The sequence below is a fragment of the Kribbella sp. NBC_01245 genome (genome assembly GCF_036226525.1).
GTDB lineage: Bacteria > Actinomycetota > Actinomycetes > Propionibacteriales > Kribbellaceae > Kribbella.
Map to the genome: position 1 here is coordinate 6,406,275 of NZ_CP108487.1, position 23,439 is coordinate 6,429,713.

15 protein-coding genes are annotated in these 23,439 nt (G+C 63.4%); 7 read left to right on the forward strand and 8 right to left on the reverse strand.

Annotation, left to right across the window (positions count from 1 at the left end; all coding sequences use genetic code 11):
- Positions 1–214: 214 nt before the first annotated feature.
- The 6 genes from OG394_RS29295 to OG394_RS29320 all read left to right on the forward strand — a co-directional run bounded on the left by OG394_RS29295 (position 215) and on the right by OG394_RS29320 (position 8,341).
- Positions 215–1,345, forward strand: a complete 1,131-nt coding sequence (locus OG394_RS29295; protein ID WP_328990336.1) for a hypothetical protein — start codon at positions 215–217, stop codon at positions 1,343–1,345.
- A 306-nt stretch (positions 1,346–1,651) separates the two neighbouring features.
- Positions 1,652–3,538: an ATP-dependent nuclease gene (locus OG394_RS29300; protein WP_328990337.1), complete on the forward strand. Its 1,887-nt coding sequence runs from the start codon at positions 1,652–1,654 to the stop codon at positions 3,536–3,538.
- On the forward strand, positions 3,531–5,036 hold the full coding sequence (locus OG394_RS29305) for a UvrD-helicase domain-containing protein (RefSeq protein ID WP_328990338.1): 1,506 nt from the start codon (positions 3,531–3,533) through the stop codon (positions 5,034–5,036). The genes OG394_RS29300 and OG394_RS29305 overlap by 8 nt, the downstream gene beginning before the upstream one ends.
- Before the next feature lie 155 nt (positions 5,037–5,191).
- Positions 5,192–6,562 carry a hypothetical protein gene (locus OG394_RS29310; protein WP_328990339.1) on the forward strand — a complete coding sequence of 457 codons (1,371 nt, stop codon included), beginning with the start codon at positions 5,192–5,194 and terminating at the stop codon, positions 6,560–6,562.
- Positions 6,563–6,739: 177 nt separating this feature from the next.
- Positions 6,740–7,348 (forward strand): RusA family crossover junction endodeoxyribonuclease, encoded by a 609-nt coding sequence (locus OG394_RS29315; RefSeq protein ID WP_328990340.1) that lies wholly within the window; start codon positions 6,740–6,742, stop codon positions 7,346–7,348.
- A 312-nt stretch (positions 7,349–7,660) separates the two neighbouring features.
- Positions 7,661–8,341: a hypothetical protein gene (locus tag OG394_RS29320; RefSeq protein WP_328990342.1), complete on the forward strand. Its 681-nt coding sequence runs from the start codon at positions 7,661–7,663 to the stop codon at positions 8,339–8,341.
- Between the two features lie 53 nt (positions 8,342–8,394).
- On the opposite strand, the gene OG394_RS29325 is transcribed toward OG394_RS29320, so the two are convergent.
- Positions 8,395–10,263 carry a hypothetical protein gene (locus OG394_RS29325; protein ID WP_328990343.1) on the reverse strand — a complete coding sequence of 623 codons (1,869 nt, stop codon included), beginning with the start codon at positions 10,261–10,263 and terminating at the stop codon, positions 8,395–8,397.
- A 995-nt stretch (positions 10,264–11,258) separates the two neighbouring features.
- Between OG394_RS29325 and OG394_RS29330 the strand changes: the two genes are divergently transcribed.
- Positions 11,259–11,651, forward strand: a complete 393-nt coding sequence (locus tag OG394_RS29330; protein WP_328990344.1) for a hypothetical protein — start codon at positions 11,259–11,261, stop codon at positions 11,649–11,651.
- Between the two features lie 73 nt (positions 11,652–11,724).
- Here the strand turns inward: OG394_RS29330 and OG394_RS29335 are convergent, their stop codons facing one another.
- From OG394_RS29335 to OG394_RS29365, 7 genes are all read right to left on the reverse strand, one after another.
- The gene (locus tag OG394_RS29335) at positions 11,725–14,970 is read right to left on the reverse strand and encodes a hypothetical protein (protein WP_328990345.1); all 3,246 of its coding nucleotides are present in this window, start codon (positions 14,968–14,970) and stop codon (positions 11,725–11,727) included.
- Positions 14,967–17,285 carry a hypothetical protein gene (locus OG394_RS29340; protein WP_328990347.1) on the reverse strand — a complete coding sequence of 773 codons (2,319 nt, stop codon included), beginning with the start codon at positions 17,283–17,285 and terminating at the stop codon, positions 14,967–14,969. The genes OG394_RS29335 and OG394_RS29340 overlap by 4 nt, the downstream gene beginning before the upstream one ends.
- Before the next feature lie 47 nt (positions 17,286–17,332).
- Positions 17,333–18,214: a hypothetical protein gene (locus OG394_RS29345; protein ID WP_328990348.1), complete on the reverse strand. Its 882-nt coding sequence runs from the start codon at positions 18,212–18,214 to the stop codon at positions 17,333–17,335.
- Positions 18,215–18,263: 49 nt separating this feature from the next.
- Complete coding sequence (locus OG394_RS29350) at positions 18,264–19,148, reverse strand: hypothetical protein (protein WP_328990350.1); 885 nt, start codon at positions 19,146–19,148, stop codon at positions 18,264–18,266.
- A 32-nt stretch (positions 19,149–19,180) separates the two neighbouring features.
- Complete coding sequence (locus OG394_RS29355) at positions 19,181–21,607, reverse strand: DNA topoisomerase (protein ID WP_328990352.1); 2,427 nt, start codon at positions 21,605–21,607, stop codon at positions 19,181–19,183.
- 194 nt (positions 21,608–21,801) lie between these two features.
- Positions 21,802–22,965 (reverse strand): hypothetical protein, encoded by a 1,164-nt coding sequence (locus OG394_RS29360; protein WP_328990354.1) that lies wholly within the window; start codon positions 22,963–22,965, stop codon positions 21,802–21,804.
- 2 nt (positions 22,966–22,967) lie between these two features.
- Complete coding sequence (locus OG394_RS29365) at positions 22,968–23,306, reverse strand: hypothetical protein (protein WP_020385236.1); 339 nt, start codon at positions 23,304–23,306, stop codon at positions 22,968–22,970.
- Positions 23,307–23,439: the final 133 nt, after the last annotated feature.

The window sequence follows — 23,439 nt, forward strand, 5'->3', positions numbered from 1 at the left end:
TCGCCGGCTGACAGGCTCGGAATGCCTCCTAGCCGCGCGCCGCAGCATAAGCCAAACTTCATGGTGCTTCTTCGGCACTCGTCACAGGGTCTCCCAGACCCGAGTTGGACCGGGCTCAGACTGACACGGTTCGAGCCCGGTAGGGCGGCCGGATACTGCAAGCGTCTTGCGTCGCCGCTCAGAAACTGTCGGTAGTCGGTCTTAGTGTGCCCGTATGTCTTCACTCTCCGAGGAGGTCAGGGACCTTCGCAGCCCGGTCACAGTCTGGATGCGGAAGACGTTTCCCCATCACCAAGGAGTCCAAGCCGGCTTCAGGCTGGCTGCAGGGGAGCAGTTGCTGGTCAAGCCGCCGGATGTTGCTGCATCTACGCAGGGCTCCGCTATTGATTGGTGGCTGAGGATGCTTGTGGACGATGCGGTATCGCTCACGTTGCCCCGCCTCGGTCTGCTTCGCCGTGGCCCGTGGTTAGCAGCGGGGACGGAACTGCTGGCAGACCTCGCCAGCGATGGCCAGGCAGCTGATGCACCGCCGCGATCGTCGGTCATGAGGCCCGCCCGATTCTCTGCCCGCTCTGACGAGTGGTGGGCCCGAGTGTCATATGCGCTCGCTCTTCTGGCCGAGCTATACCGCGCGCTCTCGGTTACGGGTTCCCGGCTAATGCAGCTCACTCCTACAAGCACATCCGGCGATCTGCTGGCGTTGGCCAACGATGCTGAAGTTGCCGATCTCATCGCGATGAAAGACCTCGCAACGGAGAATCTCTTCCCGTTGCTTTCAGCGGGGCCGGTGGCGACTGGTATGACCTTCGAGGGAAGCCAATACCTCAATGCCGACGCGGACCTGATCGTCGACGGGACCCTGGTGGACTTCAAGGCTGGGCAAGGAAGGCGCCCACGTCTTGACGGCCGGCGCACCGCCAAGCTCGACCGCTCCGAACTCGACCAGCTCCTCGGCTATGCACTGCTGGACTACGACGACGAATACAAGCTGCACACTGTGGCTGTCTATGCCGCCCGATACGGCTATCTCGCGGCCTGGCCACTCACAAAGTTGTGCAACGTCATGGCTGGCCGCCAGGTCGACCTGGCACAGCTACGCTCCGAGTTCGCGGGCGTTCTTCGGCGCGACCTCCCCAGATACTGGAGCAGCAGCCGGACACGACGACTGCCACCGTCAGCTGTCCACCTCGAACGTCGACGTAGCACAGTTGTCGTCGCTGACCTTCCACCAACGCTCAACGCCGCGGTGCATCCGCTGCTGCTGGAGGAGACCCGTCGGCGTACAGCGCACCTCGAGAACTACCTAGTGGAGTTCTTACTGCCGGGCGAAGCGGTTATCTACTGAGGCGCAACGCGGCAGGTGCACTACCTAGCCGTGTGGCGATCGGGTCTCACTCAATCGTTGGTTGCAGCACACCCCATCCGGCCTGCTACGACGCAGACTGCGAAGGCCCGGCACCATCCGGAGGCGCTGAGCCCGGTCGACGATCCGCTCAGAGTGCTGAAGTCGGCACCGGGGCAAGCTCAACCCACGGACCGTCACTGATTGCACCTACTACATCCGGGCCGGGCTGACGCGCGGGCCGTCGTAAGGATCTTGCCGGTCTCTGCAAGAGTGAACACCCGGCACCTGTCCCCTGAGGAACGCGACATGAAAATCCGACGAGTCGACATCGAGAATTTCCGTGGCATCAAGTCGGCGTCGTGGCGTCTGCCTGCCAGTCGGCGGTTCTTCACGCTCATTGGGCCAGGCGACTCCACAAAGACCACCGTGCTCACCGCCATCGAGCGGGCATTGCATGACCGGGCAGGGCTCACTGTCCTCGACACCGACTTCCACGACGCCAAGGTCGAGGACCCGATCCGGATTCGAGTGGCGATCGACGATCTCCCGGACGAGCTCATCGCGATGGACGCCTTCGGCGGACACCTTGCTGGCATCGATGAGCAGGGCGAGTGGTCGCACGATCCGACCGACGACTCGCAACGATGCGTCATCGTCGAGTTCCTGGTCGAAGCTGACCTCGAACCGATATGGCAGTCGTACCGGCCGGCGCTGGACGGGATTGAGGAAGAGGAGCCGCATCCAGTGCGCGCACGGCACCGGTCCCGGCTGACGGCGTACCGGATCGATGACCGGATTGATGCACATCTTCGGTGGTCCCGGACCTCGTCGCTCGGCAAGCTCACCGCGAACCGCGCGGATACCCGAGCCACGCTCACCCACGCGGCCCGGGCCGCAAAGGATGCCGCAGCTGAGGCGGTCACCGATGAGTTGAAACTTCTTGCCAAAGACGTGCAGAAGCAAGTCCAGGACATCGGGACGACCCATCTCACCGATCTCAAACCCGGGCTAGACCTGTCTTTGTCCCATACCCAGGGCAATCTGGCCCTGTTCGAAGGCGACGTTCCGCTTACTAACTTCGGCCTTGGTACCCGCCGCCTCATCGGCGCCGCGACCCAACAGCTCGCGAACGAGGGCACTGCCACTCTGCTCGTCGATGAGGTCGAGCACGGCCTCGAACCCCACCGGCTGGTGCACCTGCTCGGCCACCTGCGCAACAGCAGTGCGTTCGCCCAGGTCTTCGTCACAACGCACTCCCCGACCGCGCTCCTCCACCTTGAACCCGACGAGCTGGTGATGGTCAGGTCGACCAATGGCGTCACCGAGCTGAAGCCGCTGGATGACCCATCCAGCCTCAGGCCGCTGCTGAAAAGCTGTCCGGAAGCTTTCCTGGCCCGGCGAATAGTCGTCAACGAAGGAAAGACCGAGTACGGCGTCGTGCTGGAGCATCTCGGCCAGTGGGATCACGGAGCTAACCCCGAATCAGTGCCGTCGGCTGCACTCGGGGTTGTGGCCATCGAAGGTAACGGCGGCACCGGTGCGGCAGGGCGGACTGAACAGTTTCTGCAGGTCGGCTACGAGGTCGTGCTGTTCATCGATAGCGACGACCAGGCCGCGAACGACATGGTCCCGGGTGTCGAATCCCTCGGTGGCACGGTCGTCCAGTGGCGGGACGGGCACAGCATCGAAACCGCAGTCTGTGCCCAGCTGGACGAAGCTGGTCTGAACGCTTTCATCCAGGCCGCGCTCGATGTCGCCGACGACGACGAGACCGCCGCGAAGCAGTCCGCCGAAGCTAACCTCATCGCGCATGGTGCGCCGGCGACCTCCTCCGGCGCCAACACACTCGACGTCACCACCTGGGCGCAGACAGGAGTCGACCTAGACAAGGCCCGCGGAGTCGTAGGCCTGGCCGCCAAGAAAAAGGGGTGGTTCAAACGAGTCGACAAGGGCCGCAGACTTGGCCGATTCATGCTGGACACCCCCGCGCTTCAGACAGGCGACGTCAAGACCACGATCGACCAACTGAAGGTCGCCATCTACGCCCGATCCTCACCGGCTGCACCTGAAGCTGCCGAGACCGATGCCGAACTACACGATGAGCAAAATGCTGAGGACGACGCCGACCAGGTGCCACCCCTAGAAGCAGGGACACAGGAGACAGCACTCCCGCAAAAGGCCGCGGATGCCTGAACATCTTTCCGATGGCATGAGATCTGACGCCGACGGCTTCGCCGCAGTGCTCCCGGCGTCGGTCGTGATGCCCGCGGGCGCCGGCAAGACCCATCTGCTCGCCGCCACCTCGAAGCAGATCGTCGCCAATGGCGGCAATGTCCTCGTGCTCACCCATACCAACGCCGGCGTCTATGCCATCAACGTTCGCCTGAAGCGATTCGGCGTTACCAAAGGCGCTCAGGTGTCCACTCTCACCAGCTTCGCCTTCCGCCTCGCCCGCTCGTACCCGGTTCTGGGCGACATGCGCGTCCCCAAGGTCGTGGTCCCAGAAGACTCTCAGAAGTACGTCCAAGCGGCCACGAAAGTCACAGCTGCTGTGCATATCAAGGCCGTCCTCGCCGCGTCCTATACCCACGTTCTTGTCGATGAGTACCAGGACTGCAACCGTGACCACCACGCCCTCGTCCTCAAGCTAAAAGAAGCTATACCGAACATCGGCATCCTTGGCGACAACCTCCAGGCCATCTTCGGCTTCGCCGAACCGCTACCTGCCTGGGCGGACGTCCTCACTGAGTTTCCCGAGCACACCGCAATCAAGCCCGAGCCACACCGCTGGGCGGGACACAACGAGGAACTCGGCACGTGGCTGTTGAAGGTCCGCGACTATCTCAAGCCTGGTCAGGTCCTCGACCTCGCAAACGCCAACTTCCCCACCGGCGTAAAGTTCACCAACATGGCCGGAAACCCTGGCGGCGTTGCTGCAGCCGCCCGAGAGGCCCTCAAGCTACCCGACGATGAGACCGTCCTCATCATCAGCGCCCGCAACCATCAGAACGCTCGCAGCATCGCCGCGGACCTCCATGGCAGCTACACCGTCATGGAAGAGATCGCCGGAAAGTTCATGGCCGACTGGCTCGCCAAGCTCGTCGCGACGGACCCACCTGCCTATGCCCACTGGCTGTTCGAGTTCACCAAGCGATGTCACTGCGGCCACGGCATCCTCGACCCCAATCCTCTCGGCAAGCGGTACCAAGACGGTCGCGTCGGCGCCGACCTGCTGAAGACCAGCAGCAAACGCGAAGGCGCCAAAGTCGCCATTGAGGCGCTGGATCGGGTCGTTGTGAATCCCACACTGGCTGAGCTTGCCGCTGCAATGGACACCATCCCCGGCTCCACCGGCCTGCAGCTCCACTCGCACGAGGCCTGGTACGACGTGAGGACCGCCATTCGTGGCGCCATCGCGAACGGGAACGACAAGTCGGTCCTGCTTGACGAACTCGCCAAGGCCCGCGATGTCCTGCGGCATCCGGGACGGCGCGAACGCCGCCGCATCATCTCCCGCACCCTTCTCGTCAAAGGCCTTGAGTACGACCACGTTATCGTCGCCGACGCCGCGAACCACCTTGAAGTCAACGACTTCTACGTCGCCCTCACGCGGGCACGCAAGAGCATCCACATCCTTGGCACCGCCGACATTATCCGGCTGGTGCCATCTCCTGGCAGCGAGCCAAGTTAGCGACGCCGCTGTACGACACCAGGGGACAGAGCCAACCCGTCCTGCAGCGATTCGACGTGAATCTGCCTTAGACGCACCTCGTGCGCTCCAGCCCCTGCGCACCGGAGAATGCATTTCAATCGACGGCGAGCTAGCTGACCCGCGATGATAAGGCTATGAGGCAGATCTCCAGGCTCCGGTTCGACGCACTCGCGGCGTACACGCGCTCACCTCTCGTAGCCACTTTGTCTCACGAGCTTGGGTGGTTCGAGTGGCCCGACAGCCGCTTGATCGCAGCCTTGCTGGTCGATACCGACGATGAATACTCCGCCGTCATTTTGGCTCCAGACCTCAACGAACGGTTTCGCTGGATTGCGATGACCCACTTCCACAGCGTCCCCGAGCAGGTGCTCCCGGAGCTTGCTGCGCTTGCTGAAGGCCTTGCGAAAGACCTCGATGAGGTGCGACAGCAAGGAGATGAACAGGCGGTGGCGATGGACCTATTTGCCCCCGTCCGCCCCGCCGAACGCCTTCATCCAGACTTCCTGCAATTGTCCACGCACGCGGGCTACGGACCAGCGCGCGCCCTGATTGAACCCATGATGCGATGGCACGAGGACGGTGACGGAAACTTCGTCGAGCAGTTTCAGACAACGGGCTTCGACACACGGATGTGGGAGTTGTACCTGTTTGCCGTCATCACAGAAGCCGGTCTGGTCCTCGACCGCACGCATGTAGTGCCCGACTTTGTCGGTAGAGGTCCGAACGGTGACGTCTGCATCGAGGCAACCTCGATCAATCCGTCCCGGGACAGGAAGGGCCAACTGCTGGACGGACCGCCTCGAGACACGCCAGAGTCGCAGCAGTCGTATGTTCAGGACTACCTTCCGATCAGGTATGCCGGTCCGCTCACGGCGAAGCTGTCCAAGCGGTACTGGGAGCAACCACATGTGGACGGGAAGCCACTTATCTTCGCGATCCAAGATTTCCAGGAGCCTCTATCGATGACCTGGACGCGATCAGCTCTCCCCACTTACCTGTACGGGATGGCTCATGAGCCGCATCGAAGAAGTGACGGCAGCTTGGAGATTCGAGCGGTTCCCGTTGCCTCGCACACGTGGGGTTCAAAGGAAGTCCAATCGGGGTTCTTCTCGCTTCCCGGTGCTGAGAACGTCAGTGCTGTCCTGTTCAACAGCAGCGGCACGATCTCCAAGTTCAACCGGATGGGCGTGGCAGCTGGATTCGGTCCTCTAAACGTCACATTGATCCGCAGAGGGGTCGCCGCAGACCCTGACCCGAACGCTAGTGAGCCGACATCGTTCGTACACATCGTCGGCGAGGGCTACCCGGAATCATGGATCGAGGGGACCGATGTCTACCACAATCCGCACGCCACACATCCGCTCGATCCTGAGATGCTTCCGGGAGCTGCGCACCATCGTCTAATGGATGACGGGCAAGTGGAGACTACCGCCCCTCGCTGGCAGCCGCTGTCCTCCGTGACATCGATCGTCGTCTTACCTGATCGCAGCGCAGATCTGCCTTGAGGGTCTGAGACTTGCGGCTCAGCGAGGCTGGCGTCGTGCGCGCTCCTATCTGGAGGGGTGTCGGCCTCTTCGTGCCAGTTGTCTGCACCTGCTGACGTTGAACGAGCAGCGATACTCGTATCTATGGGATTGGCAGAGGCGGCGTTCCGGATCGACGAGTTCTACGATGCTGGCCGAGTGGACATCCTCAGCACAGTTGCTCCCGTGACCCTTCAAGCCACTCCCTCTCGTAGGCGTGACTTCAAGGATGCACTCGGATCCGCGGTCACGGCTGCGACCAAGGGGATCTTCACCCATGACGTTGAGGTGACGCTCATCTGGTTCATCGAGGAGGCTCGGCGCTACCAGACGCATCTCGTCGCCGATCTCGACAACGTGCTGAAGCCGATCCTCGACGCCGTGACCGGGCCAGAGGCATTGCTGATCGATGACAACCAGATCCAGTCGATCAAGGCGTCGTGGATGACCCCAGGGCTTCATGGCGCCGGTTTCCAGTTGACTTTCGCAGCGCTGATGCGCGAAGAGTACGTGAGCCGGCAAGGACTCGCGTTCGTCGAGTTTTCCGCCGATCGCTGTTACATGCTGCCTGGCGGTCTCGGTGAACACGCTGCCCGATTCGTTGCGAGCTACCGCAGGATGGTGGGTGCCTACCAGGACATGCTTGCGGCGGGGATCCATGAAGAGGTGGCCCAAAGCGTCTTGCCGATCGCGCGGCCCTTTCCCAGGGCCAGGCTGGGCCGGTTCCCCGTCCGGCACCACAGCGAATTCGCGGAGCCCTTGGCCTGAGTGGCCTGAGATCGTTGACATATGTGACCTCGCGGAGACGGTCCTTTCCGTCGGGGCTTACGCCCGTCCTGTTGAAGCCTGGCCCGATGGTCGTGGCGTGGTAGTTGAAGGAGGGATGTCATGGCTACTCGAGGGCCACGCTCATATGGGTCCGGTGTAGAGAAGGCGCTGTACCGGCTAGCGCGCGGAACTTGCTACTTCCCTGGTTGCGCTCATCCGATCTTCGAGCTTGTCGATGACGAGCCGATCGTCGCAGTAGAGATCGCGCACATCTTCGGAGCGCTTCCGGGGTCCGCCCGGTACGTCGAGACGATGACGGATGATGAGCGAAGGGCATTCGAAAACCTCATCTTGTTGTGCACGGTTCACCACAAGGTCGTCGATGGTCCGCGACGTGACAGTTATCAGCCGGAGCTCCTACAGCAGTGGAAGCGTGACAATGAACCGGCTGAGGGTATCGAGGCACTGGAAGCGGCCGGCCTGACCGACGCAGTCCTTGAGAAAGTGCTGGAGCACGTCTTGGCGAAGGTCGGGCCGAAGCGTGAGATCGAAGTCAGCTTAGGTCCCGGCTTCATGGCGACCTTGGTGGGTGCATTGCTCACCAGTGATCTGGAGACTATGTACCGGATCCTAGATATCAACGAACACCTCAAAGTTCACCAGCTGGTGCTGGTGGCAGAGATCCGTAACACGGGCACGCTAGCCGTGAGTATCGCCGCGATCGACCTGTGGCTAGTGCTCGGTGATCCTCAGAAGCCTGCGCACTTCACGCTGATGGGTAGGAACGACTTCCCGGTCCAGAACCCACAGCTTTCTCACCGTCTCGCAGACGGCGATGCCATGTCCTGGCTCACGAAGATGGAGACGATTATCGAGATGGTGTCCAGCGCGAAGGCTGCTGGTCTCGATGTGGCCGGCGTCCGAGCTAAGGCGCGGCTTGCTACAGGCGAGGAAGTCGAGTCGGAATTGATGACATGGGTCGAGCCGGACTGAGGGTCGCGTCACCGATGATGGGGGACTGAATGCAACCGAGACTGTGCGGCGATCTAGGACACTGAGTCGTGGAGGACGATGGTGCCGTCTGCGTGGAGTGAGAAGGCGTTCCAAGTATCGCCGTCGGCTTCGCGTGCTGGCTCGAGAATGTGCGTCTCGGTGGCACCTGTCAGCATCAGAATCGGTGCGGCCGCAGAAAGCACATCTGCGTCGTCTGTGCACGGCGGGTACACCTCAACGGAGACATTGATCGTCGCCCAGTCGCTGCTCAGCTTGATACGCAGCGTCTCGGGGCCGCCATCGAATCCGTCTTCGAGGAGTTCGACATGCTCGCTGTCGGGGTCGTCGTAGAAGATGTGTGTGTGCCCATGAGGGCCGGTCACCAAGGCATGGATATCCAGGTCGTGCACCCCCGTGTTCCACTGCAGTGTGACAAGCAGGACCTTGCCGGTTAGTCGCATCGACGTCGGTTCGTGTTCCGGTGGAGGCGGGGCCGGCGGCAGGGCGTCGATGATCGCTTGCCGGAAAGTTGTCGACTCGGTTGGACGAGAAGGACGTAGGTCGGCGACAGTGATAGCTCGGTCGCGATTCTCGTCAGCCACGTACCTCTTCACGGTCCGCCCGAGGGGACCGTACGCGGCAAGGATCACCACCGCGTTGGGGAGACCGGCGGTGTAGTCGGCCAGCGCCTGGCCGTGAGTCTTGTTCGCAGCTTTCAGGTATTGCTTCACCTCGATGGCGAGTGGAGTGCCGCTGGCCCGGTCGGTAGCGCCGGAATCGAGGAAGCGATAGTCGGGTTGGATGTTCTTGGTTCGCGACTTTCCAGACGGATTGTCTAAGGGGGACCGGACCTCGGCCCACAACTCGAGGGTGGTGCTGTCACAGGGCAGGGTGGCGATCAGGGTTTCATGGAAGGGAAATGCGAGCCGGCCCTGGTCGACGCGGAAGCGCAACCGGTGATCAAGTGCCGAGTCAATTTCGGTGATGACCCAAGCTGCGTACAGCTCGTGCCGGAGACCCCAGGTCGGCAGCGACAGAATCGACTCCAGCACTTCGCGCCGCACCTCTGCTTGACGCAACCTTGTGGGCAAGGCGCTCAGCCAGTCCTTCAATGCACCGAGTAGATCGGGCGCCAGATCTTCGACGTTCTCGACCGCGAGCGCCCTGTGTAAACCGACCACGCACTCAGGAAGCCAGTACTCGGATACCAGCATCCAGAGTGCTTGGACGTCACTTGATGACTCGGCTCGAAGGCCACTGGGGGAGCTCAGCGATAGTCCACGCAGCCGCGCTAGGTCGGCCCGGCCGGACGACAACATGCGTGCACGTCCGAGCACGCTGCGGAAGACCTCCATTGCCTCGTCGGTCGACTGGTCCAAATCGGCAATCCCCGTTTGGGGTGGAGACGGAATCGTGATCGGCCAAGACTCACCGTCGACGTATTGGTCTACCCAATCCCTCAGCTCGGCCGGCACTAGGCTGATGCCTGCGCGGTCTACGAACGGAAATCGGGGATTCTCCGTCGTCAGCTGGACGGACAAGACGGACTCCAGCCGCGTGACGGTTCTCTGGACCTCCTCGCGGAAGTTGCTGAGTAGAAGATCGAGCCTTTGGTCCTGCTGGAACTCGTAAACGATTCGCAGGTTGTCCCCGGTGCCAGTGTCGCTGCCGATCCGGGCATAGAGCTCAAGAAGGTCCGTGAGCATCTCCGTGAAGGAGTGCAATGACATGAGCATGACGCGCACCAATGCCTCAGCGGTCGCCTCGACACGGGTTAGTCCAGCGGCTATTTCCTCGCGGGCCGTCAGCTCGAAGGCTGCACGGACCGTCTCGGCGAGGTCTTGGTCGTAGCCTCTCAGGCGCAATTTCTTCGTTTTACATAGGTCGCGCCAGAGATCGGCGGCCGAGGATATTGCGGTCATGGATGATCACCGTAGGAGGAAGCGCGGTCGCTGCCTAGACCTGATCAGGCCGAGGTTTGGCCGGGTAGCCGCTGTGCGTGCAGGCTCGCTGACGGGTGCTCCGTGCTGTGTCGACGTCGGGGCAGCAAGTCAGCTGCGTGGGTCACATTAGTACCGCGTTCCGCCTGCCGCCTTGTACCTGGCCAACGCCCGGTTCGCTTGACTCGGCGGCTGCGATTCAACTGGTCGAAGGTGTGCCTGTGCGAACCAGGCCTCGACCGACTCGGTGCGCTTCGGATCAGGCACGTACACGACTCGCGCAGCCCATCCTCCCCCGTTGGCTGCGCGCCACTCGTGGATCAAGCCGGGGCACCACCGCTCGGACTCGCCGACGCGAGCGCGAACCCAGCAGTGCCGCCGCCGGTTATCCGGCGGCGGCTCTGGAGGTGTGTAAACGCGACCTCGCGTCCCCATGGACTCATAATAGAACAGGGGTTCGACACGCCAGTAGATGGCCGTTCAGCAGGCCGTGTTATGTCGCAGGCCGTCAGCAGGCCGGGCTGTTGGGCGTTGATGATCGTAAGAACGGCGCCGACAGTTTGGTCCGCGGTCACTGCTCCTCGTCCATGATGAGGGGTGTGAAGCCTCCGAGCGCCTGAGGCGATAAGCACGTCGTGCAGACCGCGAGCCCCTCCTCTACGCACAACAGCAGGTCGTCGCGACTGCGCCCGGTGTGAAAATCACCTGTGATGTGATCTCGAGCCGGTGATACACCGCAGTAGGGGAGTAGGTCGCCGGCGCGGACATACAGGTGGTGGACAAGGCTCGAGGGCATGGGCCACATGGTGCCATCTCTCGTCGCCGGTTCGCGCACGGGCAACAACCATCTCGCTCCGACCCTCTGTCGACGCGCTGTGGGCTCCCGAAAGTGTGCTTGTGAAACAATGGCATCGCAGAGCAGCGAGCCACGGGGGCGCGCGCCGAACAGGCACGAGGAGGCCGACAGCATGATCGCGATGAGCGTCCGACTCCGCAGACAGGCCTTGATAGTTCCGGGCACGGCGGTTCTAGCGGCTGTTGCACTCGTGCTCGCGGGATGCAGTAGCTCCGACGGTCTGAGCGGCGAGTACTACGACAAGGATGGCCAGCTCGTGATCAAAGCGAGTGCGGTCTCGTACTACGAGTTTGGCTGCGACAAGGCCCGAAAGGGCGAAGCGGTCATCGACAGCGAGTCGACGTCGTCCGGTGAGCTCAGCAAAGAAGGCGACCAGGTCATCTGGTCGAACGGCAAGGGCACCGGCAGAGTGACTGCGAGCAAGAGCGGTGACACCGTCGACATCGACGGGAAGCAGTACACCAAGATGGACAAGGACAAGGCGCTGCAGTCGTACCAGCCAATGTGTAGCTGATAGCGATCTGAGGGCAGCGGCCCCGAACAAGAAGAACCCCTTGGACCGCCATTTACTCCAAGGGGTTCTTCAGCTACTCGTTCGACGAGTCCTGCCGCGTGTGTGGGCGCTTCTGTGTCTCCGAGGCTGGCCGCGTTGGCCGCGTCGGCTTGTCTTGCTGGGGTGGCTGCGGTGCTGGTGCGGCTTTCCGGACACGGGGCGTTGGGTCGGGTTTCCTGGTTTGCTGCGGGGACGTGCTGGCTGAGCGCTCGATACGTGGTGAGCGTGTGGGATGGATCGTGCTCGGCGATCCGTCTTTGTTGGGCAGCTTCGCTCGTGGGCTACTGCTCGGGCCAGAGCCGCGTGGAGGCACCCTCAGGGGTGCGCCGGCGCCGTTCGGCCGCCCTTGGGTGTTGTCCGCCGAGCTGTGGCTACTGCGGCCGTCGGACCCACTGATGTTCTGACCTGTCGACGGAGTGGCCTGGCCAGGAGAGCTGCGACGGTGCTGATTCTGTTGGCCAATGCCCAGATCTGTCAGTCCGCCTTGGTGACTCACAGTTTCGGCGATGTCGCGGTCTTGCTGTGAGCGATTGGCGCGCGTGCCTGGCTTGTTGTCGCTGGTCGCGATCGGTGAACCTGTGTCAGCCACGGATGAGCGGCTCTGGCCGGTCCTGCCGTTACCTGCTCCGGCGGTGCCGTCGCGCGTGTCAGCTGCACCGGCGCTTCCGGTCCTTCCGGAACCGGCCACACCTGACCCAGTTGGTAGCTCGCGGCCCGAAGCCGGGCCGCCGCGGCCGCCTGGGCCGCTGGGGCCAACGGGGCTGTGTGCGGGTCCGCCGTCGCCGGGCGGGAGCATCGGTCCAGGCGAGCGGCCCTCAAGTTCGCCTGGAGCACCGCCAGTAAGCTCGCCCCGCTTCTTGCCTGCTAGCGACAGGCCACCGTTGGTGCCGCCGGCATTCGTGGTCGCTGTGCCCGGCTGGCCGGTGTTGGTGGGCTTGTGAGGACCTGGCTTCGGTGGCTTGCCGCCCAGTTTGCCCATCATGCCGGAGGCCGCGGCCATGCCTGCCCCCGCGCCCAGGCCGTTGGCGATCGCGGGCATCAGACCGCCGTTGGTCTGCTTGGGCGGGGTGGTCGTGTCCAGGAACTTGTCGACCAGTTTGGTTACGGCCTCGTCGAGTGCCTTGAGGACCGTCTTGCGTACCCGCAAGAGGGTGAATGTCACCCCGATGATGAGGATGATCGACACGATCGTCATCACGACCACGGCGATCGAGCCGAGCACCGGGTTGCTGAAGATGTTCGCGAAACCGCGGCCTGAGCCGGTCGGGTTGCTGCTGACCAGCTTCGCGATCGGGCCCTCGATGATTTGCGGCAGCGACACCAGGAGCTCCGAGACGAACTGGTAGAGGAACAGTGTGACCAGCACTTCGAGGATCATGGCAATCGAGTAGATGACGACCTTGGCGATGCCGGCCATCACACCCAGGGTGGCGAAAGGAACTGCCGCGACGGTGCCGAAGGTCCGGCGCAGAGCACCGGTGAGCATTCCGACGCCGTAGAAGATTCCGATGAGTGTGATCGAACTCAGGAGGGTGAAGGTGTTGGCCCAGTACATGAACGAAGCCGGTCCGCTGCCGATCTGAGCCACCGAAGAGTGGAACGAACGCGTGAAACCCGAGGTCACCTTGTTGGACGAGAAGATCGTCATCGAGTCCGTGTTGAACTCGGTGTTCAGGTAGTTGTAGGCGCTGAGCGGGGACAAGTTGCAGTCGGCCGGTTTACCGTCGGTGTTCGGCTCGACGACAGTGAAGCCGCACTTGGTGTTGCCACTGGTCGAGGTGAACTCTGTGCTTGCGCCGTCGGTTCTGGCTGTCAGGCCGGATCCGCTCGTCGCGAGTAGCGGGTGCTCGTTCGGAGGCACTGGCTTGTTGCCGTCGCCGAAGTCCTGGGAGTCCTTGTAGCTCTTGCCGAGGAACCAGTCCTTCTTCAAGTCCCAGTCCACATCCTTCGGGTCGATCGCGGTCACCGCCCCCTGGATGTTTGATTCGAAGTCCGATGAGTTCACCGTCTGGCCCTGGAGGTAGCGGCCGAGCATGCCCAGTGTGGCGAACACGGTGTTCTTGTCGGTGTCGTTGTCCTTCAGCCGCGGGGTGCTGTTGGCCCAGGCGCTACCGGCGTCGCTGATCTTCTCGCCTGCGCTGATTCCGGGGAACTGCCCGGTCTGTGCGTTGATCGCGAGTGCGGAGTTCCGGGCCGAGAACACCGAGACGGGTTGGGCGTGCCCGGTGCTTGCGTCCCAGGTGATCGAGGCGTTCGCCGGCACCTGGAGGCGGTTCGTGTTCATCCACGCGTCGAAGTCGACGTAGGTGGAGAGCACGACTTTGGTCGGGCCTGAGCTCTGTGAGAGCAGGGAGTCGTCGAACTGGTTGAGGATCGAGGTGTACATCCCGCCGATGAGAGGAAGCCCGACGCCGATGAAGACGATGCGTATGGCAACCTTCTTGATTGCGCTGCCGCGCTCCATCTTCTTGAAGAAGACGAGCCCGAGCAGCAGGAAGCCGATGAAGAGCGGCACCAGCACTCCCCACGACAGCGACACCAGTGCGCCGTACCACTGAGACACGAAGCTCGACAGGCCTGAGAGTGCGTCGGGTGTCGTGTTGACGCCTGACGATGTGGTGACCATGCCGTCGGCCCATGTCTTGTACGCCGGGGACACTGCAGCGATGCCGTCGTGGAACCAGAGAAAGGGGTTCATGAGCTTCAGGATCTGGATGAAGATCCAGAACAGCAAGGAGACCCCCATAGCCAGTGCGTAGACCAGCCAGATCAGCGAGCCGCCGACCGCGTGGATCATCGGGTCGAAACCCGCGGACGACATCATGGCGTCGAAGCCGAGGTCGTGTGCGGCTGCTCCGAAGTGGGCGTAGTCCTTCATGCCGGAGGCTTGTGCGCTGTCGAGCGCGTCGTACTTGATCGTCTGTGACGAGCCCGAGATGGTCGAGAACAGCCATTTCACGAAGCCGTCGTCATCGGCGTAACCGAGCATCGAGCCGGCCTGGGCGGGACTGGCGACAACGGTCTTCCAGGAGTCGCCAACCCCTTTCCCGCCGTTCTCAGGGGCGCTCTTCTCACTGAAGTACACGCTTGCGTTCGACGCGAGGTGGTAGAGGCTGTAGTCCTTCTGATCCTTGTTGCTCGGGTCGTCGGCGTACGCCAGCGGCGCTACCGCGAGCACGATGAGCGACGCGAGCAGAGCCGCGAGCAGTCCGCCTGCGACGGTCCGCATCCAGGACGGCAGCCGCATGACGGATGCCGTCGGCGTGCTGTGTCTAGTCATGGCGCTCTCCGGTCTGGTTGTCTCGTCATCGAGGTCTGCGTGTTCTGCAACCCTGGATCGCCGGGATGGGCTGTCGGCTGCGATCCGGCACCGAGGAACTTCTTCCGCAGCTGCGCTGGCGGCGCATTGTCCTTCGGGGGTGTCGTGTCCTTCCCGGACTCGTTGCCGCCGCCTGCTTGGGTGATGTTGGCGCCCGGGACCGGTTTGTCGGTCATGACGGCGTCGAACCTGGCGGAGTCCGCGGCATGTCGCGCGGCGCGCTGCATCGTGCGGCGCTGCTTCTCGCGGTTCGGATTGACGCCCAGCGCCAAGTCCAGGTGGAACACGACGTTGGAGACCCCGCGACGCAGGTAGCTCAGGTTCTCGCCCTTTCGGGTGATGAGCTGGGCCAGGTCGGGTGGGATCCGCTGGTGCAGCAGTTCCTGGTAGTCAGCCACGGTTTTGTCCCGCATCGAGCCGAAGACCGTGTAGTCGGCGGCGTCGAACTTGTTGAACTTCACGCCGGCGAGCATCTTGTCGATGTCGTTGTAGCTGAACACGACCCTGCCGCCGCGCTGGTAGAGCTGCTCGAGCTGCATCTCGATGTACCCCGTGACGCGGTCGTCGATGTTCTCCGCGCCGTGGATCACGACCGTGTCACCGCGCTCGAGTTTGCCGACCGCGAATCCGACGATGTTGACGAGCTGCGCCATCGCGACACCGCGGCCGCGACGCAGGAGCTTCGAGAAGTCGTAGATCACGCGCTTGGCGTCTCGGATTCCGTCGACCGCGGCGGCTGTGTGGTTGTTGAACAGGTCACCGTTGTTGTCGAGCAGGTTCTTCGCGACGCTCTTGAGCACGTTGTACGCGCGCAGCTGGTCGGGGTCGTTCTTGTCGGAGTTCAGCAGGGCCTTGTGCTCGGTGTCCAGGTAGGAGACGAACATCTGCAGGCGCGGCACCTGCTCGTGCGGAATGCCCACGACGCGCAGGCGATGCCGCTGGGCCTTGGCATTTCGCACCCACATGCGCTGGTCGACGTAGAACTGTGTCGCCGTCTTCTCCAGTTCGTTGCGGATGATCGACCCGACACCGCCATCGGCAGACTCGTAGAGCTGCTCGAACATCAACGCGAGCTTCTGCATCTGCGCCGCGAAGACAGGCAGTTCGTCAGCCTCTTCACCGAACATCTCGAACATGTTCACGTCACCTGTGTTCAGGTCGACGCGAGACGTCAGGGCGTCGAAGCGTGGCCCCAGCCTGTCCAGTTCCGCGCCGTCGAGCACCAGGTGCACCACGTGGCCGTTGTTCAGCAGGCACGACTGGGACAGCTTCGAGCACCACAGGTCGGAGATCTGTGCGCGGTTCAGATAGTCCGAGGTCGCACCGTCGGCGATGACTACGTGGTGGTCGTAGCCGTTGGAATCGAAGAGCACCGCCGAGTTGTTCACGTCGCCGACCATGTAGCCGACGTACTCGCCGCCGCGGTCGTTGAGGCCGTTCGTGACGAGCGAGTACGAACCGGCGAACTCCGTGGAGGTGAAGTGGAATCCGCGGCCGCGCTTCTTGTCGTTCTTCTTCAGCAGCCCTGACAGCTCCTGGCGCTGCTCGCCGGCGTACGCCGCGGCCTTGAGCGTCCCGAAACGGTCGATGTAGAGACGCGAGATCCGATCGATGCTGTCTTCCAGGATTGCCAGGTCTGGGGCTTTGAGCAGCAGCCGGTTCTGCACCGACAGGTACGCCGCCCCGTTCTGGATCTCGCTGATCGTGGCCTCGAGGTCGCCGGCGACCTTCCTCGCCTTGAGCTTCGAGGACGTCGTACCGCCGTCGACCAGCTCACCCGCCTCCAAGTTGTCGAGCTTCTCGGACTGCTTCGTGTACTGGTCGATCCACTTGTCGGTCATCCGCGCGACCTGTTCGAGTACGACCGCGGTCACCCGTTCGTCGAGGCCATCGGGGATGCGCCCGATGCCCCAGAACGGGCCGAAGCTGTCGTGGGCGGCCATGTCGTGGAAGAACGCCAGGACGCAGCCGACCGAGGCGTCGACCTGGAAGTAGTCCGACCGGAAGAGGTACTTCTCCTTGGGCTTCAGCGCGAGCAGGTGTGGGTACGACTCGAACTTTCCCTCGAGACGCTTCGCATCCTGGCGGCGTCGCCACCAGCCGAGCCTGGCCTCCGACTCTGTTTGATCGGCGACTCCGCCGGCCGCATCCTGCCCGCTCGCCATGGAACCGGCAGTTGCCGGCGCGTCGAACGAGAACTCGTCGGTGAGCTCGGGACGCGCTTCATCCTTGTTCGGGGTCCCGAGTGAGGTTCGAAGCTTGGTGAGCAGTGCCATCGTCTCGTCTTCTCCTGCGTATATGCAGGGGTCGCAGTGCTGTCGGGTCAGCCCAGAAGGCTTTCGGTGGTGCCCTGGTACAGGATCCGGAGCATCTGATGGGACTCGTCGCGGCCGAGCATCGTGACCTCCTTGATCATGAGAGAGGAACCCTCGACCTCGGCCTGCAGGACCAGGTGTCCCTGGCGCAGCACGTCGGCGCTCTTGCCCTTGAGCAGGACGTATTGATGGATCGAGGTGAACTTGCCACCCACATGGCCGGTGAGGATGTCGTACTGCTCGTTCTGCAACTCCAGGAGATCCGGATCCCGTACCTGAAGAGCCTGATTGCGGCGTTCCAGGTTGGCCACCTGGTGGTAGATCCGCTGCGGCTCCTTCGTGGTGATAAAGACGTGCTCGCAACTGGTCGGCACCTTCCGCCAGAACGAATCGACGCGATCCAGGATCGAGGTCCGGTCCTCGTCGAACAGCAGGTAGCTCGCCGAACCGACCACGAGGTATACCTGGCCGAGGCTGCCGTCGGAGAAGCTGATCGCGCCGTTCTCGGTCACGTCGTCGACACCGACGATCGAGTAGAAGCCGCTTGGATCAGCACTGCGCCGCGTGAGCACCAGCCGGGCCTTTCTCGGCAGGTAGGCCAGCAGTGCCGGCACGGTCATGAAGCGCAGTTCTCTGGTCCTGGTCAGGCCGCCGAGGTAGAACACGGTGATGAGCGACCAGACGACGAACAGCACGATGAGCGCCGGGCCGGCCGACTTGATGAACGTAGTCGTTGCCGCCCACAGGGTGACGAGGACGCCGCCGCCCAGGAACAGGATCTGCTTCATGGGAGACGGCGGGACCTGCCAGCCGCCGACGCTGAACGAGATCTCGTGGTCGAGGAAGGACCTGTTCAGTGGTGCTGGGATCTTGTAGGAGTGGCGGGCCATAGTTGCTGTCCTTACTGCCGGGTCATCGGGCCAGGGGAGTGCTCGGCTGTCACGGTGCCTCGAGAAGGGGGACGGGACCGCGCAGGTCGAGGACCGCGAAGCATCCGGGTGTCCGCTCGCGGTCGAGGATTTCCTGGCGGACGGGGACCGGCTGAGTCGCACCGTCTGCCGTTCCGCGCCGAAGGATCGTGCGCTCGGAGTGGCGCAGGTGATAGCGGCCGCTGACGGTGAGCGTTTCCTTGCCCGGGTCGAGCACCGAGAGCACGCGTTCGGTGTGTTCGCGCTGCGCTGTTCGCGCGTACGTCAGGTCGCTCGGGTCCCAGCCCGCGCCGTCGCCCAGGTAGGCGAGCAGCCCCGGAGTGGCCAGAGCCTCATGCGCGAGCACGACGTCAGGACCGATCGGCGACGACAACAGTCCCTGCGCCTGGGCATCAGTCGTGAGCTCGGCGGGCCACCAGTTCCTGCCCGGCACACGCAGGCTGCGGTCGAGGCTGGCTGCTCCCGACAGCCAGCCGATCGCGTGGACGGGATCGGCGAGGCCGCCGTTGCCTGCGAGGACCACGCCGGAGCGGGGCAACAGATCGATATGGGAGAAGATCTGAACGGTGCCGCTGGCGTCGCGGGGGAGAGCGTCGATCAGGTCGTAGTTCTCGAGGCTGCCGAGCACCACGTAGAGCCGGAGCCCCAGCTTGGCCAGCGTGCCGTTGAGCTCGTCGAGAGCGCGTGACTCGGCGCGGGTGCCGCTCCAGATCAGCCCGAAGTTGCCGAGTTGTACCAGCGAAGTGCACCCGCGCTGAGCCAGAATCGTCGCGGCTCCTCGCAGAAAGCCTGCGTCGCCGTGTGCGTCGCCGATCAGCCCGACGAGTCCGCCCAGGACCGGGTCCGATGCCAGCTGCGCAGGGGCTACAGCCCTCGAAGGATGAACGGTGGTCATCAAGGAAGTCCTTTCCGTTGCTGCCGCGGAGTTCATGCGAAGGCCGGCACGATCTTTTTCCTGCCGTCCTCGTTCTTCCAGGTGAGGTCCGCGTCGAACTTCCTGCCTCTGGCCGAGGTCAGGCCCTTCACATGGATGCTCGTGCCTCTGGCCAGCGCGGTGCGCTCGTCGTCGGTGAAGACGTGCTGGCACCAACTCGTCGGCGGGAGAGAGGTGTCGAAGTCGGGGACGATCTTTTTGCCTTCGCCGGGCTTGTCTTCCTTGAACCAGACCTTGCACTGGAAGGCGTTGCCCTGCTTGCTGAGGAAGTCGCCGGCCTCGACCGATCCACCGGCCGCGAGCTGTTTTAGCTCGGCGGGTGTGAACACGTGGGAGCACCACTCCTTGGGTGGCTGGGCAGCGCCGCTGGCGTCGCGGCGGCCGAGGCCGAGCTTGCTGAAGCCGACAAACTTGTTGCCTTTGAACGTCTGTTCGGCCAGCTCGCCGAATACGTCGTAGGTCTTGCCCTGCTGGCTCCTGGCCTCGAACTCGATTGTCTCGGCGGCCAGCAACTGCTGTACTTCCTGGTCGCTGAAACGGTGGCCACCCCACGCACGGGCAAATGTCACTGACTGGCCGGTCTTCGCCCAGATACCAGTCGCACGCTCCTTGTGCGTGCCTGCGGTGCCTTGCGGACCGAGTTTTGCCTCGATTGCCGCGGCGTTCTTCTTCATCTGCGCGATGTCCTCGCGCACCCAGTCCGCGACGACGGCGAGGCGTTCCTCGGCGGTCGCGGTTCCGGCGGCGATGTCGCGCATGTCGGCATAGATCTTCTCTGTGAGATCCAGGCTGCCGATCCGTGTGCCGGGCAGCAGCAGCCAGCTCAGCTGGCCCGCGTCGGCGAGGGTGAGCTTGCGGCCGCGCTCCACGAGCAGTGGGTACTTCACGCTCGTAGAAGTCACCTCGCTGTAGGTCGAGGTCCGCGTTGCGCCTGTGCCGACGTCGCGCTTCTCGAGCTGCTTCATGAGCCACTTCATGCTCGGGTGCTCGGGGCGCTTGTTCGCGCCTTCGAAGACGAACGGCTCGGCGTTGCGGCCGAGTCCCTTGCTGGTCTCAGTCGCCACCGGGTCTGCCGTAGCGGAGTTGTCTGCAGGATTGTCACCGGAGTCCGGGTCGAACACGGCCTTCCAGCCTGCGCTCTTGGGCACGTTCGCGATCCCGACGAACTCCGCGTAGCGCTGTACGTGGCCCTTCTGCTGCTCGTAGACGTAGTCCTCGGCCAGCATGGCCAGGTAATTCTTGGCCAGGGTCTCGTAGATGAGGCGGCCGGTCTGGCCGAACCGTTGCGCGACGTCGTCCAGCGATGCAGGCACCTTCGGTCCCGGCCGGTTCGCACCGTGCGCGCCTTGAGGTTTGACGTGTGTTCGGCGTGGCTTGCGGTGCGTCAATAGAGCAATGTCGACACCGGCGACCGCGGCGATGTTGTCGGCGAGTGGCGCGAGCTCGTTGAACTGCTCCGGCGTGATCGTTTTGTCCTCGGTGCGCGGGTAGCTGACGACCTGTGCCTCGTACATCTTCTGGTACGTCTCGAGGACGAGTTTGGCCTTCACACCCTTGCCCACCAGCATCGACGACAGCGCCGCGAGGTCGAGCAGCCGCGGCGGCGCGGTCTGCTTCGTCACCGTGGCGTCGAGCACGACAGGCGATGCCGAGTACCGCTGCGGTACCTGAGCCTTCTGGCCGAATCGCGGCTCGTTCGGGTTCGTGTACATGACGTCGTTCTCGTCGCGGAAGCGGTTCTGGAAGAACGGCTGCTTGACGTAGTCGCTGTACGCCTTCAGCTGGTCCCCGACCAACTTGACCATCGCGGACTTCAGCCGGCCCTGCCGCAGCACCGTGTCCCGGCCGCGGGAGCGCGCGATGCTGGTTGCGCAACGGGTCCACTGCATCGACAGGAAGTCGAACTTGGAGCGGTAGATCGCCTTGGCATACTCGTCGAAGTGCTGCAGCGAAGCGATCGTCTTACGCGACGAGAACGCCTTCTGCAGCGACACCGGTGCCTCGTCGGTGAAATACATGCGCGACCACGACTTCGGCCGCAGACCCAGCTCAAGGAACGCATTCACGGCAATCATGCCGCCCTCACCCGTCGGGTCCACATCGGTCGCGATCACGATCTCGTCGCAGCCGGCCAGCGTCTGCTTCACCTCCTGCGCCACCTTGGCAACGCCCTTGATGACCTCCAGATTCCAGGTGAGGTCGCGCGGATCCCAGGGAAGATTCGCCAGGTCCCACTGGTGATACCTGCCTGCCAGAGCGGGGTCGGACACCATCTGGTGCGGGTCGACGAACTCATACAGGTGCCCACGCGCGTGGGCGATGACGAACCGCTCGCCGTTGTAACTGCCGCTCTTGCCTCCCAGCGCCGCCGCGAAGTGGCGCGCGGCCGACGGCTTCTCGGTCAGGATCCCCACAGTCATATCGACTCCACCTCAGATGTCTCCATCGCGGACACTGAGCAGCCTATCCTGATAGTCATTCAATAGTCTATTGAATGACTATCTGAATGGGTCGAGTGATGAGGTGAGGACGTGGATCGGTCGCGACTACTGCGGTCGGAGCTTCCTGGCGCCGGATGCTGTTCTCGTGCTGCTGGCCGGCCGCGGCTACGTGCTCACCGGATCGGCCTTCCGTCCCGGTCGTCCTCGAACTTGCTGCGTTTCCGCGTCTCATCCCGGGCTCTGTCGCGAATATAGATCGCGTCCTGGTGCGTGATCGGCGCGTCATGGATGTTGTGCGAACCGCGCAGGAAGTTCACCGTGCGATCGGCGATCGAGTACGCCACCGATTGCTCGATGACAGCGCTGGTCCGCTGAATGGCTGTCGCCATCGCGTGCAGACGCTCCAGCTGGGTGGTGTGCTGGTGCTCCAGCTGCTCGAGGGTATCGATGCGCCCGGCAATCGAACCGAGCAACGGGTCCTGTGAGCGGAACAGCTCGACGGCCGCTTGCGTCGCCGGGTCCGTCTCCATGCGCACGTCCAGCTGGGCCAGCAAGAAGGCGGCCACCAGAGCGCCCTGGCTCAGCCGCCGGCTGAACGCCTCGGCCACCTTGTCGCTGACACCTCGCTCGCGTATGGCCGCGGAGTGAAGCTGCAGGCGAAGCGCATCCACGAGCGCGCGAGGCAGGTTCCGCACCATGGGCTGGCTCGCCAGGCCGATGATCCGGAAACCTGACTCCGGCAGGGATTCGGCAGTACCGCTGCCGCCGCCCCTTGTCCCGGTTGCCGCCTGGATCGCGTCCTGCTGGTCGGTCTTGCGGTGCGCTGACACCGCGGACACGGCCAGGTGATCGAGGTTCCGCTCGTCCTCGGCGTCCAGTACCGCATCGAGCTCCTGAGGTGCTCTGATCTCCGGCCTCGGACCACTCGTGTCTGTGCCATCCGATCGGGGAGACGTCGCGGCTGGTTGCTGTGGGTCCGGTAGGGGTGCCGATGTACCGCCGCTGCCCGACGAGCTGCTGCGGCGCGGGCTACCGCCGTGGTTCGTCGGACTGCCTGCGCCCACTGCCTCAAGCCCATCGTGCGCCGCTCTCTCGGGGGTGGGTGTGTCGGGCACCGGCTCGGATGCCGGGGGGCCGGCTGCCTGCCCAGCAAGAGCGGCATCTTCAATCGGTGGTTCGGCAACGTCGAAGGTCGGCTCGTCGTAGGCGGCTCCCTCGGCCGGCGGAGGGGTTCCCGCGCCGGTCCGCCGGAACTCGTCGAGGAAGGATGTGTCGACCTCCATGGAGTCGTTGGCCTTCGCGTCATCGAGCAGGTCCTGAAAACTGCTGCCACCCATGATCACAACTCCCCGTCCTCGGCATCGAGCAGATAGTTGTCGCCTCGAGTGAGGCCGATGAGGGAGTCGAAGCCCTGTGTGACAACCCGCTCGAGGTTCGCGCTGTTCGTCGACAAAGCCTTGACCTCGTCGACCAGCTGATTGAGCCGGGCGATCTCAAGGGTCGGCAGGTCGTAGTCCAGGTTCTCGCGCCGGATCTTCTCGTCGACAGCCTCGGCCATGTACTCGTTGACCGACGTGTAGCCGCGGCGCTGGGCCCAATACTCCGCCCGCTGCTTGACGTCCGGATGGAGGCGCACGACCGCGCGCTCCCGGCGATCCTGGTTGACGACTGCCGACATGCCGAACCTCCCCGGTGAGCATCCACGTCCTTTATGAATACATCATACTAAGCCATTTACATACTTATGTAATATCTATCTAATGGTTCATTGGATCTGTGAGTGGGCTCGGGCTAGTGAGATCGACAGAGTC

Excerpts from the sequence above, each read along its gene's own strand:
- OG394_RS29295 (WP_328990336.1), top strand. The coding sequence starts at position 215 with ATGTCTTCACTCTCCGAGGAGGTCAGGGACCTTCGCAGCCCGGTCACA.
- OG394_RS29300 (WP_328990337.1), top strand. The coding sequence starts at position 1,652 with ATGAAAATCCGACGAGTCGACATCGAGAATTTCCGTGGCATCAAGTCG.
- OG394_RS29305 (WP_328990338.1), top strand. The coding sequence starts at position 3,531 with ATGCCTGAACATCTTTCCGATGGCATGAGATCTGACGCCGACGGCTTC.
- OG394_RS29310 (WP_328990339.1), top strand. The coding sequence starts at position 5,192 with ATGAGGCAGATCTCCAGGCTCCGGTTCGACGCACTCGCGGCGTACACG.
- OG394_RS29320 (WP_328990342.1), top strand. The coding sequence starts at position 7,661 with ATGACGGATGATGAGCGAAGGGCATTCGAAAACCTCATCTTGTTGTGC.
- OG394_RS29325 (WP_328990343.1), bottom strand. The coding sequence starts at position 10,263 with ATGACCGCAATATCCTCGGCCGCCGATCTCTGGCGCGACCTATGTAAA.
- OG394_RS29330 (WP_328990344.1), top strand. The coding sequence starts at position 11,259 with ATGAGCGTCCGACTCCGCAGACAGGCCTTGATAGTTCCGGGCACGGCG.
- OG394_RS29335 (WP_328990345.1), bottom strand. The coding sequence starts at position 14,970 with ATGACTAGACACAGCACGCCGACGGCATCCGTCATGCGGCTGCCGTCC.
- OG394_RS29340 (WP_328990347.1), bottom strand. The coding sequence starts at position 17,285 with ATGGCACTGCTCACCAAGCTTCGAACCTCACTCGGGACCCCGAACAAG.
- OG394_RS29345 (WP_328990348.1), bottom strand. The coding sequence starts at position 18,214 with ATGGCCCGCCACTCCTACAAGATCCCAGCACCACTGAACAGGTCCTTC.
- OG394_RS29350 (WP_328990350.1), bottom strand. The coding sequence starts at position 19,148 with ATGACCACCGTTCATCCTTCGAGGGCTGTAGCCCCTGCGCAGCTGGCA.
- OG394_RS29355 (WP_328990352.1), bottom strand. The coding sequence starts at position 21,607 with ATGACTGTGGGGATCCTGACCGAGAAGCCGTCGGCCGCGCGCCACTTC.
- OG394_RS29360 (WP_328990354.1), bottom strand. The coding sequence starts at position 22,965 with ATGGGTGGCAGCAGTTTTCAGGACCTGCTCGATGACGCGAAGGCCAAC.
- OG394_RS29365 (WP_020385236.1), bottom strand. The coding sequence starts at position 23,306 with ATGTCGGCAGTCGTCAACCAGGATCGCCGGGAGCGCGCGGTCGTGCGC.